Source organism: Massilia sp. 01N417 (genome assembly GCF_056399645.1).
In genome coordinates this window covers 1-15,547 of record NZ_JBFTRS010000017.1, presented here as the reverse complement: position 1 = coordinate 15,547, position 15,547 = coordinate 1, and the positions used below count along the sequence as shown (strand labels likewise).

14 protein-coding genes are annotated in these 15,547 nt (G+C 66.3%); 3 read left to right on the top strand and 11 right to left on the bottom strand.

From position 1 onward, the window contains the following. From AC1DOQ_RS17800 to AC1DOQ_RS17750, 11 genes are all read right to left on the bottom strand, one after another. Nucleotides 1–1,707, bottom strand: a complete 1,707-nt coding sequence (locus AC1DOQ_RS17800) for a LeoA/HP0731 family dynamin-like GTPase (RefSeq protein WP_477367077.1) — start codon at nt 1,705–1,707, stop codon at nt 1–3. Further along, a complete protein-coding gene (locus tag AC1DOQ_RS17795; RefSeq protein ID WP_477367074.1) occupies nt 1,707–3,902 on the bottom strand; it encodes a hypothetical protein in 2,196 nt (731 codons plus the stop codon). The genes AC1DOQ_RS17800 and AC1DOQ_RS17795 overlap by 1 nt, the downstream gene beginning before the upstream one ends. 145 nt (nt 3,903–4,047) lie before the next feature. Further along, a complete protein-coding gene (locus tag AC1DOQ_RS17790) occupies nt 4,048–6,378 on the bottom strand; it encodes a putative bifunctional diguanylate cyclase/phosphodiesterase (protein ID WP_477367071.1) in 2,331 nt (776 codons plus the stop codon). Between the two features lie 19 nt (nt 6,379–6,397). Continuing rightward, nucleotides 6,398–7,048, bottom strand: coding sequence for a methylamine utilization protein (locus AC1DOQ_RS17785; protein ID WP_477367068.1), 651 nt, complete (start codon nt 7,046–7,048; stop codon nt 6,398–6,400). Nucleotides 7,049–7,056: 8 nt separating this feature from the next. Next, nucleotides 7,057–7,512: a nuclear transport factor 2 family protein gene (locus AC1DOQ_RS17780; protein ID WP_477367065.1), complete on the bottom strand. Its 456-nt coding sequence runs from the start codon at nt 7,510–7,512 to the stop codon at nt 7,057–7,059. Nucleotides 7,513–7,648: 136 nt separating this feature from the next. Beyond that, a complete protein-coding gene (locus AC1DOQ_RS17775; RefSeq protein ID WP_477367062.1) occupies nt 7,649–9,358 on the bottom strand; it encodes a hypothetical protein in 1,710 nt (569 codons plus the stop codon). Beyond that, nucleotides 9,355–10,767, bottom strand: coding sequence for a glycosyltransferase family 2 protein (locus AC1DOQ_RS17770; RefSeq protein WP_477367059.1), 1,413 nt, complete (start codon nt 10,765–10,767; stop codon nt 9,355–9,357). Before AC1DOQ_RS17770 ends, AC1DOQ_RS17775 begins: the two co-directional genes overlap by 4 nt. Beyond that, entirely contained in the window at nt 10,764–11,888 is a 1,125-nt protein-coding gene (locus AC1DOQ_RS17765) for a HEAT repeat domain-containing protein (protein ID WP_477367056.1), read from the bottom strand. The genes AC1DOQ_RS17770 and AC1DOQ_RS17765 overlap by 4 nt, the downstream gene beginning before the upstream one ends. 15 nt (nt 11,889–11,903) lie before the next feature. Further along, on the bottom strand, nt 11,904–12,287 hold the full coding sequence (locus AC1DOQ_RS17760; protein ID WP_477367053.1) for a response regulator transcription factor: 384 nt from the start codon (nt 12,285–12,287) through the stop codon (nt 11,904–11,906). 113 nt (nt 12,288–12,400) lie between these two features. Next, a complete protein-coding gene (locus AC1DOQ_RS17755) occupies nt 12,401–13,102 on the bottom strand; it encodes a pirin family protein (RefSeq protein ID WP_477367050.1) in 702 nt (233 codons plus the stop codon). Between the two features lie 102 nt (nt 13,103–13,204). Next, nucleotides 13,205–13,414 (bottom strand): DUF3820 family protein, encoded by a 210-nt coding sequence (locus AC1DOQ_RS17750; RefSeq protein ID WP_442121751.1) that lies wholly within the window; start codon nt 13,412–13,414, stop codon nt 13,205–13,207. 43 nt (nt 13,415–13,457) lie between these two features. Here AC1DOQ_RS17750 and AC1DOQ_RS17745 point away from each other — a divergent pair, with 43 nt between their 5' ends. The 3 genes from AC1DOQ_RS17745 to AC1DOQ_RS17735 all read left to right on the top strand — a co-directional run. Then, on the top strand, nt 13,458–13,880 hold the full coding sequence (locus AC1DOQ_RS17745; protein WP_477367047.1) for a DUF1810 domain-containing protein: 423 nt from the start codon (nt 13,458–13,460) through the stop codon (nt 13,878–13,880). Continuing rightward, nucleotides 13,877–14,461: a cysteine dioxygenase family protein gene (locus tag AC1DOQ_RS17740; protein WP_477367044.1), complete on the top strand. Its 585-nt coding sequence runs from the start codon at nt 13,877–13,879 to the stop codon at nt 14,459–14,461. Before AC1DOQ_RS17745 ends, AC1DOQ_RS17740 begins: the two co-directional genes overlap by 4 nt. Before the next feature lie 68 nt (nt 14,462–14,529). Further along, nucleotides 14,530–15,547, top strand: a 1,018-nt coding sequence (locus AC1DOQ_RS17735; RefSeq protein ID WP_477367041.1) for an NYN domain-containing protein, incomplete at its 3' end; no start/stop codon positions are given.

Here is a 15,547-nt window from a genome sequence, read left to right as displayed (position 1 = left end):
CTAGCTGACGACTTCCGCGAACTCGACGTCGATAGCTTCGCCCCTTTCGCGCCAGGCACGAAAGCGTGAACGCTGCTCGCGCTGGGCTTCCACGTCCTTCTGGACTTCCGCGACATCGCGTTGCAGCTCGATGTAGCTTGCGAAGAACTGTTCGGTGAATTTTTCGCCATCGATCAGCGCGACCAGCTCCTGGCGCTGCAATTCGAAGTTCTCGATCATCTTGACCATGGCCTTCTGGAATTCCTTGCGACGCTCGGCCTGCTCCCAGCTGTCCCAGGCTTCCAGTGCGAGGCCGACCACGGCGAGGGCGCCGTTGACGCCTTTCGCAAGATTCGTCGCGCCCCACGGCTTGAATTTCAGCATCTTGCCGAGGTCGAGGCCAATGTACTTGGCCGCGGTGACGACGCCGTCGCGCGTGGCCAGCACGGTCGTGTTATTGATGACCTTGCTCTTGACCAGGTAGTCCAGACCTTGCTTGCCGAATTGCTTGATGGTGGAATTGAAATGGTTGATCTCGGCATCGAAGCCGATCTTCATGTTGCTGATTTCCTGGGTCACGGATTTCAGCTGGCGTTCGAACTCGTTCTGCAGGCGCGTGGACACCATGATGCCTTCGCTCCCGACTTCGCGCTCGAAGAAATCGGAAAAGGTATCCATGTTGACGCCCTTTGCCTGGAGGATCAGGTCCGCGAAGTAATCCACGACGAACCCACGCAGGCTGCCGCGCACATCGGTAATCTGGGATTTGGCGCCGACCAGCTGCTTCCTCAGGCGCGTGCTCATGCTCTCGAGCTTGTCGACCTCGACGGCGATCCTTTCGTCATTCGCAATCGCGACCGGCAGCTGTTTCGACAACACGTCGCGGATGACGCTGTTCTTGGCTTCCTGCACGATGGCCAGCGCACCGCCGTTGGCGGCGATTTTTTGCGTGGTCGCCGCCTGCAGCGAAGCAATATGCGACAGGGCCTTGAACTGTTCGAGATTGGCGAGCCAGTGTGCGGTGCCCATGTCAAAAGGATTGGCGGCCACACCGACGATCGACAGTGCCGCCGTCTCCTGCGGCTGCAGCGCGATCAGCTCGGTCAGGCGGCCCGCGACATTGGCCTGTTTGATGGCCAGGGTCCGCTTGTACTCGGCTTCGTCCTCGACGTCCGCTACTTCGTCGAAGCGGCTCAGGACGAATACCGTCCGCGGCAGCAGGTTCAGGGTCCGGAATAGCCATGCCAGGTCATCTTGGTGGCTTTGCTTGATCGGATTGGTCGGGTCCATCACATACAGGATCAGGTGCGCTTCGCTGACGTATTTTTTCGTGATGTCCTTGTACTTCTCGATCGCGTTGGTTTCCGCATTGACCTGCTCCTTGAAGCCGAACAGGCCGGGGGTATCGATCAGCACGAAATCGGAACCGACATCGTAGATGCGCACTTCGTTGGACGACTCCTGATGGCTGATGTTCATGGTGGACTTGTCCAGCTTTTCCATCCATGCGGCGGCGATCGAGGTCTTGCCGTCCGAATAGCCACCGACCAGCGCGACCTTCAGTTTTTCTCCGGCGACCGCCTGCACGGCGCCATCGAGCTTTTGTTTCAGGCTGGGATCGATTGGAACGCCAACCTGTGCGCCTTCCTGCAGGAATTCCTGCAGCTTCCTTAATACTTCCAGAGATTTCGATTGTTGTGCTTTAAACGCGTCCAGCGTGTTATCCATTACAAGGCCCCTGCGGTTTCGATGGTGTGAGACAGTTTTTTCAGTTGACGTTCGGATTGGGCGAGAATCTTGACGATGTCGCCGATCTGGGCGGCAGGCATGTCGAGGGCTGCCTTCAGCGCTTCGACCTTCGGTTCCAGTTGCGGGAGGGCGGAGCCGAGGCTTTCGCGCAGTGATTCGCGCATCTTGTCGGTAATGCGTTCCAGATTGGAGTCGGCAGTCTTGCGCTGCTGCGATTTCTTGTAATCGGCACTGAAGAAACCGATCACCGACTTCACGGCGCCCACCAATACGGTTACCGCGCCGATTGCCAGGACGGCCCAGCCGGCGGGCGTCCAGAACAGCAAGACGCCGCCGACCACCGCGCCCAGCAAGCCCGGCAGGTTGATGCCATTGTCGATGTCGATCTTCAGGTCGAATGAGCCGCCCAGGCCGGAAATGCGGATGTTGCCGTAGGCATCGAGCAGCTCGGCGGCGAAAGCCTGGAAGCGCTCGACGATGTCGCCGATCTGTTTCTGGAATTTATTGACTTCGTTTTGCATGATCGCTGGCAGCTTGTCGACCAGGACCGTCTGCTGCTGCCTGATCAGGCGTTCGAAGGCATCCTTGAAATCATCGTTGCCGATATCGCCGTCGATCTTGTCGTAGATCTTCTTGCGCACCGTATTCGTAAACTCGGAGATCGCATTCTCTCCCTGGGATTCCAGCCGGGTCTTGAGTGCGTCAAGGGCGGTATCCAGTTGCAATTGCGCCTGATCCGCATCCTTTTGTAATTCCTTCGCCAGCGGCTTGAAGGAATCCCGCAGGGTCGATGTCACCTGCTCGGTGCTGGCGCGCACGACCAGATTCGCCTTGTTGAAATTCGAGCGGGTAATCTTGGCCTTGTGATCCTTGACCAGGTTCCTGGCCAGCAGTTCATGAAAACCCGATACCCCGGATTTTCGCAGCAGGTCCTGCTGGCTGAGTTTTTTCATGAACTTCGTTTTATTGCCGGCGCTTTGCGAGTCGGGCAGCAGGCAGGTCGACGCCGCAAGAAAGGCCGGATACGCGCTCAAGCTCACCGTGCCGCGATATTTGTCGGCGAGTACCTCCGCCATCCGGCGATCCAGTTCGCGCAGGCTGGCCCGCTCGTCTTCGCTGATCAGCTCGTCCTGGGCCAGCTGGATCGGATTGGTGACGCGTTTGTTATAGATGGTCCAGACTTCGGTCTGCGCGCCAAGGTGCTGCCGGATTTTTTCCAGCGTACCCGGGCGGTCTTCGTCCCCTTTCTGGGGTGCCGCGGCCTTGTTCGTCACATAGAAGACGGCGTGCGCCTTCTGGACGCCGGCCCAGATGGCGTCCAGCACCTTCGGTTCCTTGCCCTCGATGCCCGGGATGTCGAGGAGGGCAAACGACTCTTCTCCACTGTCGAACTTGTAGGACGTCGTTTTCAGCGTGAAATCGGGGTGGCCGTCACCGATGATGGCGCCGTCGGCATGGCTGGCCAGGTGCGACAAGGCCGCTTCCGCTTCCTGGAGCGATTGTTTGCGGGCGCCATGCGCCTGCTGTGCCGCGATGTATTCCTGTTTCAGCGGCGTCTGCTGTTGCAGCCGTTCCGCTTCCACCCCTTGCAGTTCCGCTTCCAGCGCGGCACTTTGTTTTTGCTCCGGCAGCGTGACGAAGAGATCGACCACCTTTTGCCACAGCGATGCCTGCTCCTTGTGAATCCGGATAGCCTGCTGCAAGGCCTGCAATTTGTCGCGCAAACCCTGGGCGCGCTCCTGGTATGCCTGCTCCAGCTGGTCGAGGCTGCCTTGACACCTCGCGCAGGTATTGTCGGCTTCCTCGACGGCCGCACGCAATTCCGCGAGACGTTCCGCGCTGATGCCGTATTTTTCCTGCAATGCCCTGAATTCCTGCTGTTCCGCCAGTTTGCCGGGTTCCTGCAGCAGGATGCGCATCGTCTCGATGATGGTCGACTTGCCGGCATTGGTCTCGCCATAAAACGCGATGGTGAAGGTTTCCCATTCGGCGTGCTGGCTCAGCGATTGAATATCCGATTTCAGCTCGTCGCTGAGCTTGCTGAAGATCTCGACAGCTTTTTCCTTTGCCTTGGCAACGTGCTTGTCGGATTGTATTTCGTGCAGGGTCCTCAGGATGGAATCGATTTCGGCGAGGACGCTGATGTAAATATCGTTCGGCAGTTGTAAATTCATGGTTTTATCCTGTTGGCAGCCCCGCGCTGAACATCTATTTTATTGCCGAGCGGAAAAAAATGCTAACCAAAAATCATGAATTTTCATGAGCTGCTTGTCAGTGCCGGGTCTCGTCGATGCACGCTTCCAACCCCGCGCCAGGACATCAGCCGGCGATCCGCAAGCCCGTGTCCCGATCGTATGCGGCCATCCAGTCCGCCAGCTCCGCGGCCATGATGGGCTTCGAAATGCGGTAGCCCTGGCCGACGTCGCAGCCGTTGGCGCGCAGCCAGTCCAGCTCCTCGGCGGTCTCGACGCCTTCCGCCACCACCGACAGCCCCAGCGCGTGGCTGAGCATGATGGTCGACTTCACGATGGCGGCGTTGCGCGGCGAGTCGGCGATCGCGGTGACGAAGCTGCGGTCAAGCTTCAGTTCGTTCACCGGCAGGCTTTTCAGGTAGGCCAGCGAGGCCTGGCCGACGCCGTAGTCGTCGATCGAGAGTTTCACCCCGAGCGCCGCCAGCGCGTTCAGGTGGGACAGGGCCAGCGCCGGCTCGTCCATCAGGGCGCTTTCGGTGATCTCCAGGCACAGGCGCGCCGGCGGCACGCGGTGGAACTCGAGCAGGGCCTTCACGCGCCGCGGCAGTTCCGGATCCAGCAGGTCGAGGGTCGACAGGTTGGCCGAGACCGCGATGTCCAGTCCCTGCGCCTGCCACTGCGCCAGCTGGCGGATGGCGGCGTCCAGCACCCAGGGCGTGATCTCGCGGATGAAGCCGGTCTGCTCGGCGAAGGGGATGAAGCTGCCCGGCGGGACCATGCCGCTGCCCGGACGGCGCCAGCGCAGCAGGGCTTCGGCGGCATTGACGCGTCCGCTTTCCAGGTCCAGCTTGGGCTGGTAGGCGAGCAGGAATTCGCCCTTCGCCATCGCGGCGCGCATGTCGCCGATCAGGGACAGCTGCTCCGGCGCCGGCTCCGCGCCCGCCTCGTGGGCGAAGGCCAGGCCGGAGCGGCGCCGCTTGGCCGCCGCCAGCGCCAGCTCGGCGCGCCGCAGCAGGGTGCCCGCGTCCGTACCGTCCTGCGGATACAGGGCGATGCCGATGCTGCCGCCGATGTCGAGGCGCTGGCCGTCCAAGGTGATCGGATCCTGCAGCTGCTCCAGCACGGCGCCGGCAAAGGCGCGTGCGCAATCCTCGGTCTCGATCTCGAGCAGGAAGGCGAAGTGGTCGCCCCACAGCCGCGCCACCATCAGCGGCGGCGGCGCCAGCGTCGAGATGCGCTCGCCGACCTCGCGCAACAGGCGGTCGCCGACCTGGTAGCCGAGCGCGTTGTTGATCATGGCGAAGCGGTCGATGTTGAGCACCGCCACCGCGCGCGAGCTGCCGGCCGGCAGGCGGGCGAAGGTCTCGAGGAAGCGGGTGCGGTTCGGCAGGTCGGTCAGGCCGTCCACGTAGGCCAGGCGCACGATGCGCTCCTCGCGGCTGGCGATGCCGTCGCGCATATGGGCGAAGCTGGTGGCCAGCCGGCCGATCTCGTCCTGCGGCAGGGCCGGCAGCGCCTGGCCGTAGTCGCCCTGGGCGATGCGGTGCGCGGCCTCCGACAGTTCTTCGAGCGGCTTGACGATGCGCCGCGCCAGCGTGATGCTGCCCAGTGCGAACACCAGGATCGCGATGCCGACCACCCACAGCAGGCGCTGCAGCAACTGGCTGAACGGTGCTTCCACTGACGATACCGGCAGCTGCAGCACGGCCTGCATGGCGCCGTCCAGCGGCAGGCGCATGGTGCGCCAGGTTTCGTCGCCGACGTCGAGCAGGGCCTGCTGGCCGGCCGCCGGCAAGCGGTTCAGGCTCAGCGCGGCGCGCTGCTTCGCGTCGAAGGACGAGGCCAGCAGGACCGGGCCGCGCGCGCCGAAGCGCACCACGTGCACGGCCAGACCGGTGACCTCGGCCATGTCGCGCGCCCAGCCGTCGTCGACCCGGAAAGCCATCGCCACCCAGGCGATGCGGCGCGGCGCCATGATCGGCACCAGCACCACCTGGTAGAGCTGGCCGTTGCGCATCTGGCGGAAGCCCGCGCTGCGCCCGCTCGATTCGGCTTCCGCCAGCAGGTCGGGGAAGGGGAAGGCATCGCCGGCGGCGGTTTCGCGCTGGGAGCTGGCGATCAGCGCGCCGTCGGTGTCGGCCACCATCATGACCTGGGCGTGGATGCGCTGGCCGTGGTTGCGGATCACCGAACGCATGGTGGGCTGGTCCTGGGTCGCGATCGCTTCGCGGAAGGCGAAGTCGGCGGACAGCACGCTGGCCGCCGTCTCCAGCTGGCGCTGGTTCTGGTCGAGCAGGCGCTGGAACACCTTGGCGCCGACCACCAGGCTGTTGCTGCCTTCGCTGCCGACGATGCGCGCGCTGCTCTCGCGCACCAGGGTCAGCACCAGGCCCATGACGAGCACCAGCAGGCCCACGAACACGAGGACGATGCGGCGCTGGAGCGAGCTGAGACCCATGAACGATGCTTCCCTTGTTTCAGTAACTGTCCTGGTCGACCGCCGTGTGCGGCTTGGGCTCGCGCGCCCGCGCGTCCAGCATCAGGTTCAGCCTGGCCGGTGCGGCGGCGAGCTCGATCTCGCTGGCGGCCGCCTGCGCCTTTTGCAGCGGATGCCAGAGCTGCAGGCGGTAGCGCCCGGCCGGCAGGTTGGCGATGCGGACCTGGCCGTCCGGCCCGGTCTTGCCGAAATACGGCGACTCCACCACCAGCACATAGGCTTCCATCCAGTCGTGGATATTGCAGCCGATGACGACCTCGCCCGGTTTGTCGAAGGTGATCGGCTGGCCCGGCTTGCCGGCATAGAGCTTGATCTCGAAGCGCTTGGGCTGGGAGAAGGAGTAGACGTGGTGGCGGACCGTGTCGTTGTTCGGGAAGTCGACCGCGGTGCCGGTCTGGACGACCGTCACCCAGGGAGAAAATTCGGCGCCGCGCTGCTCGATCACGGCATGCGGGCGGTTCCTGGCCGCCGGCCCGGCGCCGGCGAGCGGCTCGAGCACCACGACGGCGTCGAGCACCGGCTTGCCGGCCGGCGTCGCGACCCGCGCGTCCAGGGTGGCGCCGGCCGCGCTCGATCCCAGCGGCAAGCCGAGGACGAGCAGCAGGGCCGGCAGGGACGCGCGCAGGACCATCGGCGTCCTTATTGGTCGAGCTGCATGGCAGGCGCGATCTGCCAGAGTTCGGTGGTGAGTTCGCCTTCGCGGTAGGTCAGGACGTGCAGGACCTTGAGCGGCAGCTTGCCGCCGTAGTCGGCGCGCTGCTGGACCGAGGCGCCCTTCGGATTGGCGAAGGCGCTCAGCTTGCCGAATGTGGCGGGACGCGGCTTGCCTTCGTTGACCGCGATGAATTTCTGCCAGACGGCGCGGATCGCTTCCTTGCCGCGGTAGCGGCCGTCGAGCGGTCCGCCGACCCACTCCATATAGGCATCCTCGGGATAGTCCTTCATCAGGGCCTCGAGGTCGCCGGCGGCGACGGCGTCGAGGTGGGCGCGCGCCCTGGCTTCGTCCAGCGGACCCGCGACCGCCTGCGTGGCCGGCAGGCAGGCCAGCACCAGGGCCATCGTCATGCAGGCCTGCTTGATTTTCCGGAACGTCATGAGCCTCTCCTTGGCGTGATCTGGGTTGTATTTATTACCGGAAATTAATAATACACGGAAAGAAGATGGTGTTCTATAAACAGTGGGAAGCGTTGTTTTCAGGGTGTAAATACCCGCGCGATGATTTGACGCAAGGTCAACGCAGCTCGTGCAGGGCGATGCCGCCGAAGGCCTCATCCCAGGCGCTGAAGTCGGATTCCAGCGCGGGCAGCAGGCGCAGCAGGGATTGTTTATCTCGATGGAAGCTGGTGGCGCTGCCGTCGATCTCGCGGGTCGATTGCAGGCGGAACCCCTCGGCGCCCGCCGCCGCGGCCACCGGTTCGCGCAGCAGGGCCAGCACCTGCTGACCGCCTGCCGTCAGGCGCAGCAGGTCGGCCGCTTCGCCCGCCCGCGTACGCACATAGCGGCGCTGGGTTTCGGCGGCGATTTCGCCGGCTTCCAGCGCGATGCGCACCTGCCTGCCATGGCGCGCCCCCCAGTCGAGGAAGGGCATGGCGAATTCGCGCACCTGGGCCGGATCGGTGCGGTAGTCCATCACGGCGAGGGCGTCGGCCAGGGGCGCCAGGCCGTCCAGCAGGGCGGTCTTGCCATCCCACCAGAAGGGCACCACCAGTTCCAGGTGCAGGCTGCCGGCCGCCTCGCGCAGGGTGTGCGCCATCGCCAGGTAGCGGGCGTCCCAGTCGACCTTGCCGGCGCCGTACTCGGGCAGTAGATAGGGCTCGACGTCGAACTGCAGGCCGGCCAGGCGCGCGGCCGGTTCGACGCCGGCGTTGTAGCTCGTGTAAGCGTGCACCATGCGCGCCAGCGCCGGCTGCTGCGCGGGCAGCACCATGTGCGGGTCGCCGTCCACGCTCAGCACGCGGATGCCGCGCGCGCTTGCGCTGCGCACGAAGGCGGCAAGGCGCGCCGGTTCCTGGACCGCCTCCTTCCTGAACGGCACGGTGATGAAGAGCTCGCGCACCCGCTGCGCCGCGGCCCAGTCCAGCAGCGCGGCGCCATGCTCGCGCCAGTCGGCCGCCTTCCACACCCAGGTCGAGCGCGCCGCCGGCCGGGCTCCCGGCGCCGGATCGGGTTCGATGGACAGGGAGTCCAGCGCCAGGCTGGAGGCCTGGGCCGGACATTGCAGGACGAAGTGCTTCCAGCTTGCGCGGTCCAGGGTGTCCGGCAGCGCCGGCGTGAAGGCTTGCCGCGCGCCGGCGGCCGGCTGCGCGGGCAGTTCGCCCAGGTTCAATGCGGTTTCGCGCGCGGCGCGGGCACCGTCGGCCGCCTGCAGCGAAAAGCCGGCGCCGCCCGCATACGCGGCCGCCAGGCGCAGGCGGGCGCGCGGCAGGAACCAGGGACCGCTGAGCAGGATCCCGGCCGGCCGGGTGCCGGCGCCGCAGTCGACCGTCAGCCGCCCGCCCTCGAGTTTCATGCGGACCCGCTCCTCGACCCCGAAGGCGCGCGCCTGCATGCGCTCCAGCAGGTTGGCGCGCAGCGGCATGATGCCGGGTTTCGGGACGCCGGGACGGGAAGAGGGCAGCACGTGCTCGCTGACGGCGAAGCGGCCTTCGCGCACGCGGCCGTGCAGCAGGACGGTGCGCTCGATCTCTTCGGCGGGGCCGAGCGGGAACAGGGTCTCGACCCTGGCGCCGGGCGGCAGCGCGGTGCTGGTGCAGCCGGGGCGTTCGGCCTGGCTGTCGGCCTGCCAGCGCAGGCGCGCACCGTCGCCGCCGACAGTATCGGCGAATGGCGCGGCCGGCGGCGCGGCGGCCGCTGCGGCGCCTTGCGGGCACAGGTGCAGCCAGGCGGCGTGGGCGGGGGCGCTCATCACGGACAGGGACAGCAGCAGGGCGCGCGCGCTCACGGCTTGTCCGCGAAGCTGCCCTTGCGCGCCATGGCGCCCCAGGTCGCCTCCTTCTGCATCGCCCAGCGGAACAGGCCGACCAGGCGCCACCAGGTGTTCAGCTGGCGGTAGCCGAGGTTCTCGACCAGCACCACCACGCCCAGGGCCAGCAGCTGCTTGCCGCGCGGGTAGATGTGGAAGGACATCTCTTCCAGCAGCAGGCCGGAGGCGGACAGCAGGATGCCCAGCCCGATCGCCACGAACATGAAGGTCGAGAAGGCTTGCCAGGAGATGTCGCCGGTCAGGAAGGAGACGATCATGAACAGGTAGCCGCCCACCTCGACCAGGGGCCCCAGCCACTCGAACAGCAGCATGAACGGGAAGGCCAGCCAGCCGGGCACGCCGCCGTTGCGCGAGAACATCAGGCCCCAGTTGGCGTTCAGGCTCTCGGCCAGGCCGCGCTGCCAGCGGATCCGCTGGTTCTTCAGGGTCTTGAAGTCTTCCGGCGCTTCGGTCCAGCACACGGGGTCGGGCACGAATTCGATGCGGTAGGGCTGGCGCCGCGCACGCAGCAGGCGGTGCAGGCGCACGATCAGTTCCATGTCCTCGCCGATGGTGTCGGGGCGGTAGCCGCCGACGCTGACCACGGCATCCTTGCGGAACACGCCGAAGGCGCCGGAGATGATCAGCATGCCGTTCACGGCCGACCAGCCGAGGCGCCCGAACAGGAAGGCGCGCAGGTATTCGACCACCTGGAACAGGGCCCAGGGATTGCGCGGCAAGCCTACTTTCGTCAGGAAGCCGCCGCTGACTTCGCAGCCGTTGGCGATGCGGATGGTGCCGCCGGTGGCGACCACGGTCGGGTCGCGCAGGAAAGGCTGGGTCACGCGTTCCAGGCTGTCGCGCTGCAGGACCGAGTCGGCGTCGACGCCGCAGAACAGCGGATAGCGCGCGGCATTGATGCCGGCATTCAGGGAGTCGGCCTTGCCGCCGTTGAACTTGTCGATCACGCGCAGGTTCGGGAAGCGCGTCGAGCGGTAGATCGCGCGGATCTCCTTGGTCGGAATCTGGCGGCGGTAGGCTTCCGGGAAAGGCAGCAGGCCGAACTCGCGCTTCAGCACGTCCAGGGTGCCGTCCTTCGAGCCGTCGTTGACCACCACGACCTCGTATTCGGAATAGGTCAGCTGCAGCATCGAGCGCACCGAGGCGGCGATGCTCGCCTCCTCGTTATACGCCGGCACCAGGATGCTGACCGGCGGCTCGAGGCCGGAATAGGCGCGCGGCAGGTCGTCCAGCATCTCTTCCTGGCCCTTGCGGTGCAGGGTGCGCAGCGACAGCAGGTTGAGGAGCAGGTAGCCGCCGTTCAGCAGGATGAAGTAGCACAGCACGAACCAGGTGACGAACTGGATCAGCAGGTGGTGGGTATTCATGCGCCCTCCATTGCCGCGCCGGCCGGCGTGGCCTGCTTCGCATCGGCGGCATCCTGCTCGGCCACCACCTGGGCCAGCATGTCGGCCGCGTAGCGGTCTTCCAGCGAGGCGCGCAGAGCGTCGAGGTCGGCGCGCTTCAGCCAGGGCAGCCCGGCCAGGGCCTGGGCGGCGCGGTAGCGCACCCACCATTCGCGGTCGGCCAGCAGGGCCACCAGGCGTTCGACGTCGCTGCGGTCGCCGATGCGGCCGAGGGCCTTGGCGGCCTGCACCCGCACTTGCCAGTCGGCGTGCGCCAGCAGGGCGCGCACCTGGTCCTGCAGCAGCGGCGTGTTGACGATGCGCAGGGCGGCGGTGACCACGGCGATGGACTCGCTGGCCAGCGCGGCGGCCAGGGTCGTGGCCGGCAGCTCGACCCGCAGGGCTTCGGCGATGCGCAGGGCGCGCGGCAGGCGCTCGGCGCCGAGGCGCGGCAGCATCCCGGCCAGCACCGCCGCCACCGGCGTGCCGGCCTGCTGCAGGATGCCGGCCACGTGCGACATGGCCCAGTCCTCGCGTTCCACGAAGAGCGGGGTGAGGTATTCGGCGGCGGCTTGCGGATCGATCCGCACCAGCGCCCACAGCGCGGTCAGCGACAGGGTCGGGTCGTCCATTCCGGCCAGGCGCAGCAGCTGGGGCCAGGCCTCGCGGTCGCCCAGGTGGCCCAGCATCAGCGTCGCCAGCAGGCGTTCGGTGCGGGCACGCCGGCCCAGCATCGCGCGCGCTTCGGTGTCGAGGCCGAGGCGGCGCGCGATGGCGTTGAGGGCGGCGCCGGCCTCGCCGCGCAGCGAGGCGTGCAGGTGCACCCACAGCTTGATGAAGTGCAGGCGTTCGGAGGCGAGCAGGGGCGGCAGCTCCCGCGGGCTGTCGCCGACGATGGCGGCGTTCAGCACCGGCCGCCAGCGCGCCAGCGTACGTGCGCGGCGCCGCTCCCGGGCGCGCAGCGAGACGCGCAGGCGCACGATCTGCAGGCCGAGCAGGAGGGTCAGCAGCAGGGCGGCGATGCCGGTCCAGAAGGCCGCCGCCAGGATCGGGTCGGAAGGCGCGCCGATGCCGGGCGCGATCGCAAGCGTGGGAAGGGTCACCGGAAGGCCGCGCCGTCAGGCCGCGGTCTTGAGGAAGCGGCGCAGGCGGGCCAGCAGTTCCTGGGGCTGGAAGGGCTTGATGATGAAGTCGTCCGCGCCGGCATCCAGGGCGCGCACGGTATCGCGCTCGGTGTTCTTGGCGGTCAGCATGATGACCGGGGTTTCCTGCCAGCCGGCCTGGGCGCGGATCAGGCCCACGATCTCGAACCCGTCCACATAGGGCAGCATCACGTCCAGCAGCACCAGGTCCGGCGCCGGATTGCCGGTCACGTGCGCGCTTGCGGCGCGGCCGTCGGCGACGTGGGTCACCAGGTAGCCCTGGCGTTCCAGCATGAAGGTGAGGACGTGGGCGATGTGGACGTCGTCCTCGACGACCAGGACGGTGGGTTGTGCGCTCATGAAAGGGGCAGGAAAGTTGCTCTGAGGCTCGATTCTATACCGAGCCGGGAGCAACAAGTCCTTTCCGGACGCCGCTGTGTGGCCTGCGTGCGACTACCGTTGGCAGGCCGGGCTTAGCGCGGCAGGTCGAACAGCAGCAGTTCGGCGGCGTCGGCGTTCGCGAAGCCGATGCTGTCCTCGTCGCCGATCTTGACGGCGTCGCCGCCTTTCAAGGCCACGCCGTTCACCTCGACCTGGCCGCGGATCACGTGCACGTAGCCGAGGCGTCCGCGCTGCAGCGCGTGTTCCAGCTTGTCCCCGCCGTTCAGGATGGCCGCGTACAGCGAGGCGTCCTGGTGGATCAGCACCGAGCCTTCGCGGCCGTCGCTGGAGGCGATCAGGCGCAGCCTGCCCAGTTTCTCGGCCTGGTCGAAGTGTTTCTCTTCGTAGCTCGGCGGGATGCCCTGCACGCTCGGCTGGATCCAGATCTGCAGGAAGTGCACCGGCTCCGTCTTCGAACCGTTGAACTCGCTGTGCCGCACGCCGCTGCCGGCGCTCATGCGCTGGACGTCGCCGTAGTGCAGCACCGAACCGGTGCCCATGCTGTCCTTGTGCTCCAGCGCGCCGTCCAGCACGTAGGAGATGATCTCCATGTCGCGGTGGCCGTGGGTGCCGAAGCCGGCGCCGGCGGCGACGCGGTCTTCGTTGATCACGCGCAGCGGGCCGAAGCCCATGTGGCGCGGATCGTGGTAGTCGGCGAAGGAAAAGCTGTGCTTCGATTTCAGCCAGCCGTGGTTGGCGTCGCCGCGGTCTTCACTTTTGCGAATTTCGATCATGATTTGCTCCCTGTGTGTGTTCTCGATGGAAGCCAGTATAGCGAGGCCGCATCGGGAAGAAAAACGAGTAGTTTTGCGGCTTATGATCGAAAAATTCGATTGTCAGCGTTTTAATGGGTCGAGCAGGCCGCGCAAGGCGTTGTGATCGATCTCGTACATCAGTTCGAGCAGCTCGCCCAGCTCGCCGCGGGGAAAGCCCTCGCGCGCGAACCAGGCGAGGTAGTGGCCGGGAAGGTCCGCGATCTTCTTGCCCTGGTATTTACCGAAGGGCATTTCGCGGACGAGGAGGAGTTGCAGGTGTTCGGGTTTCATGGTGCCGCCAGTGTAGTAGCATGACCGCGAGGAGGAAAGCAGCATGGACACCGACGACGACCTGCAACGCTTCGTGGACGCCCAGCGCGACGTCTACGCCACCGCGCTCGCCGAACTGCGCGCCGGACGCAAGCGCAGCCACTGGATGTGGTTCATCTTCCCGCAACTGCAAGGGCTGGGGCGCAGCGAGATGGCGCAGCGCTACGCGATCCGCTCCGCCGACGAGGCCGCGGCCTACCTGGCCCACCCGGTGCTGGGCAAGCGCCTGCGCGAGTGCGCCTCCGCGGTCGCGATGCACGAGGATCGCGATGTCGACCAGATCTTCGGCGAGCCCGACAACATGAAATTCCACTCCAGCATGACCCTGTTCGCCGACGTCGCCCCGGACGAGGCGATCTTCCAGGCCTGCCTCGACCGCTTCTTCGGCGGCGAGCCCGATCACGCCACCATCGAGAGGCTGTCGTGAACGCGCGGCTTCCGCATCCGCTGGCGGCCTTCGTCGGCGGCCTCGAAGGGCTGGTCGACGGCGGCGCCGGCGAGGCCACGATCTTCCGCGACGGCCGCACCCTGCTGGCCGGCCTGATCGCGCACGACGACTGGCTGCCCGCCGCCCTCACCGAGCCCGACCCGGCCAGCTACCGCATCCACCTGCTGCACCTCGATCCGGCAGCGCGCTTCTCGGTGTCGGCGATGGTGTGGGGGCCGGGGCAGGGCACGCCCATCCACAATCACACGGTGTGGGGCATGGTCGGCGTGCTGCGGGGGCGGGAGCGCTGCGAGGAGTTCAGCCTGCCGGCCCGGCCGGGCGGGCCGCTGGTCGCCGGCCAGGTGCATGAGCTGGAAGCCGGTGATATCGATCTCGTATCACCCAGCATCGGTGATATACATCGCGTATCGAATGCCCTGGCCGACGGCACCTCGGTCAGCATCCACGTCTACGGCGCCGACATCGGCTCCATCACCCGTTCGCGCTGGGAAGCGGATGGCCGCGCCACGCCCTTCACCAGTCCTTACGCCTCCTGCCTGCTGTCCAGTCGTGCGAGCTGAGGGGGATTTGCTGTTGTTGCGTATAATCCGGCGGATAGCTTGTCCACCAACACAATTCAACAACACACATGGCTTCATCTTCAGAAAACATCAGCATGGCGGTGTTCTGCGACTTCGAGAACGTCGCACTCGGCGTGCGCGATGCGAATTACGAGAAATTCGACATCAAGCCCGTCCTCGAACGCCTGCTGCTCAAGGGCAGCATCGTGGTCAAGAAAGCCTATTGCGACTGGGACCGCTACAAGGGCTTCAAGGCCACCATGCATGAAGCGAACTTCGAGCTGATCGAGATTCCCCACGTCCGCCAGTCGGGCAAGAATTCGGCGGACATCCGCCTGGTGGTGGACGCGCTCGACCTCTGCTACACCAAGTCGCACGTGAACACCTTCGTGATCGTGTCCGGCGACTCCGACTTTTCGCCGCTGGTGTCCAAGCTGCGCGAGAACGCCAAGAAGGTGATCGGCGTCGGCGTCAAGAATTCGACCTCCGACCTGCTGGTCGCCAACTGCGACGAATTCATCTTCTACGACGACCTGGTGCGCGAAGTGCGCCGCGCCGCCGCCAAGCGCGACGAGCGCAAGAGCCAGCCCGCTTCGCAATCGCAAGGCGGCCGCCGTCCTTCCGACGAGAGCAACCGCAAGAAGGAAGAGATGGAGGCGCGCAAGCTGCAGGCCCTGGAGATGGTGGTCGAGACCTTCGACGCCCTGGTCTCCGAGCGCGGCGACGCCGGCAAGATCTGGGCCTCGCTGCTGAAGGACACCCTGAAGCGCCGCCGTCCGGATTTCTCCGAAACCTATTACGGCTTCCGCACCTTCGGCAACCTGCTCGAGGAAGCGCAGACCCGCGGCCTGTTCGAGTTCGGCCGCGACGAGAAGTCGGGCACCTATGTCTACCGCAGCGCCCAGGCCATCGAGGCACTCGGCAGCATGCAGGAAGCCGAGCAGATTCAGATTCCGGCGGAAGCGGCGGCACTGGATGGCGGCACGCCGGAGCGCAGCGACGAGCTGGCGGCGGAGACCCAGGGCGAGCAGCCGGGCGACATGCCTGCCGCCGCCGCGCCGGCGCGCGAGCCGCGCCGCCGCGGCG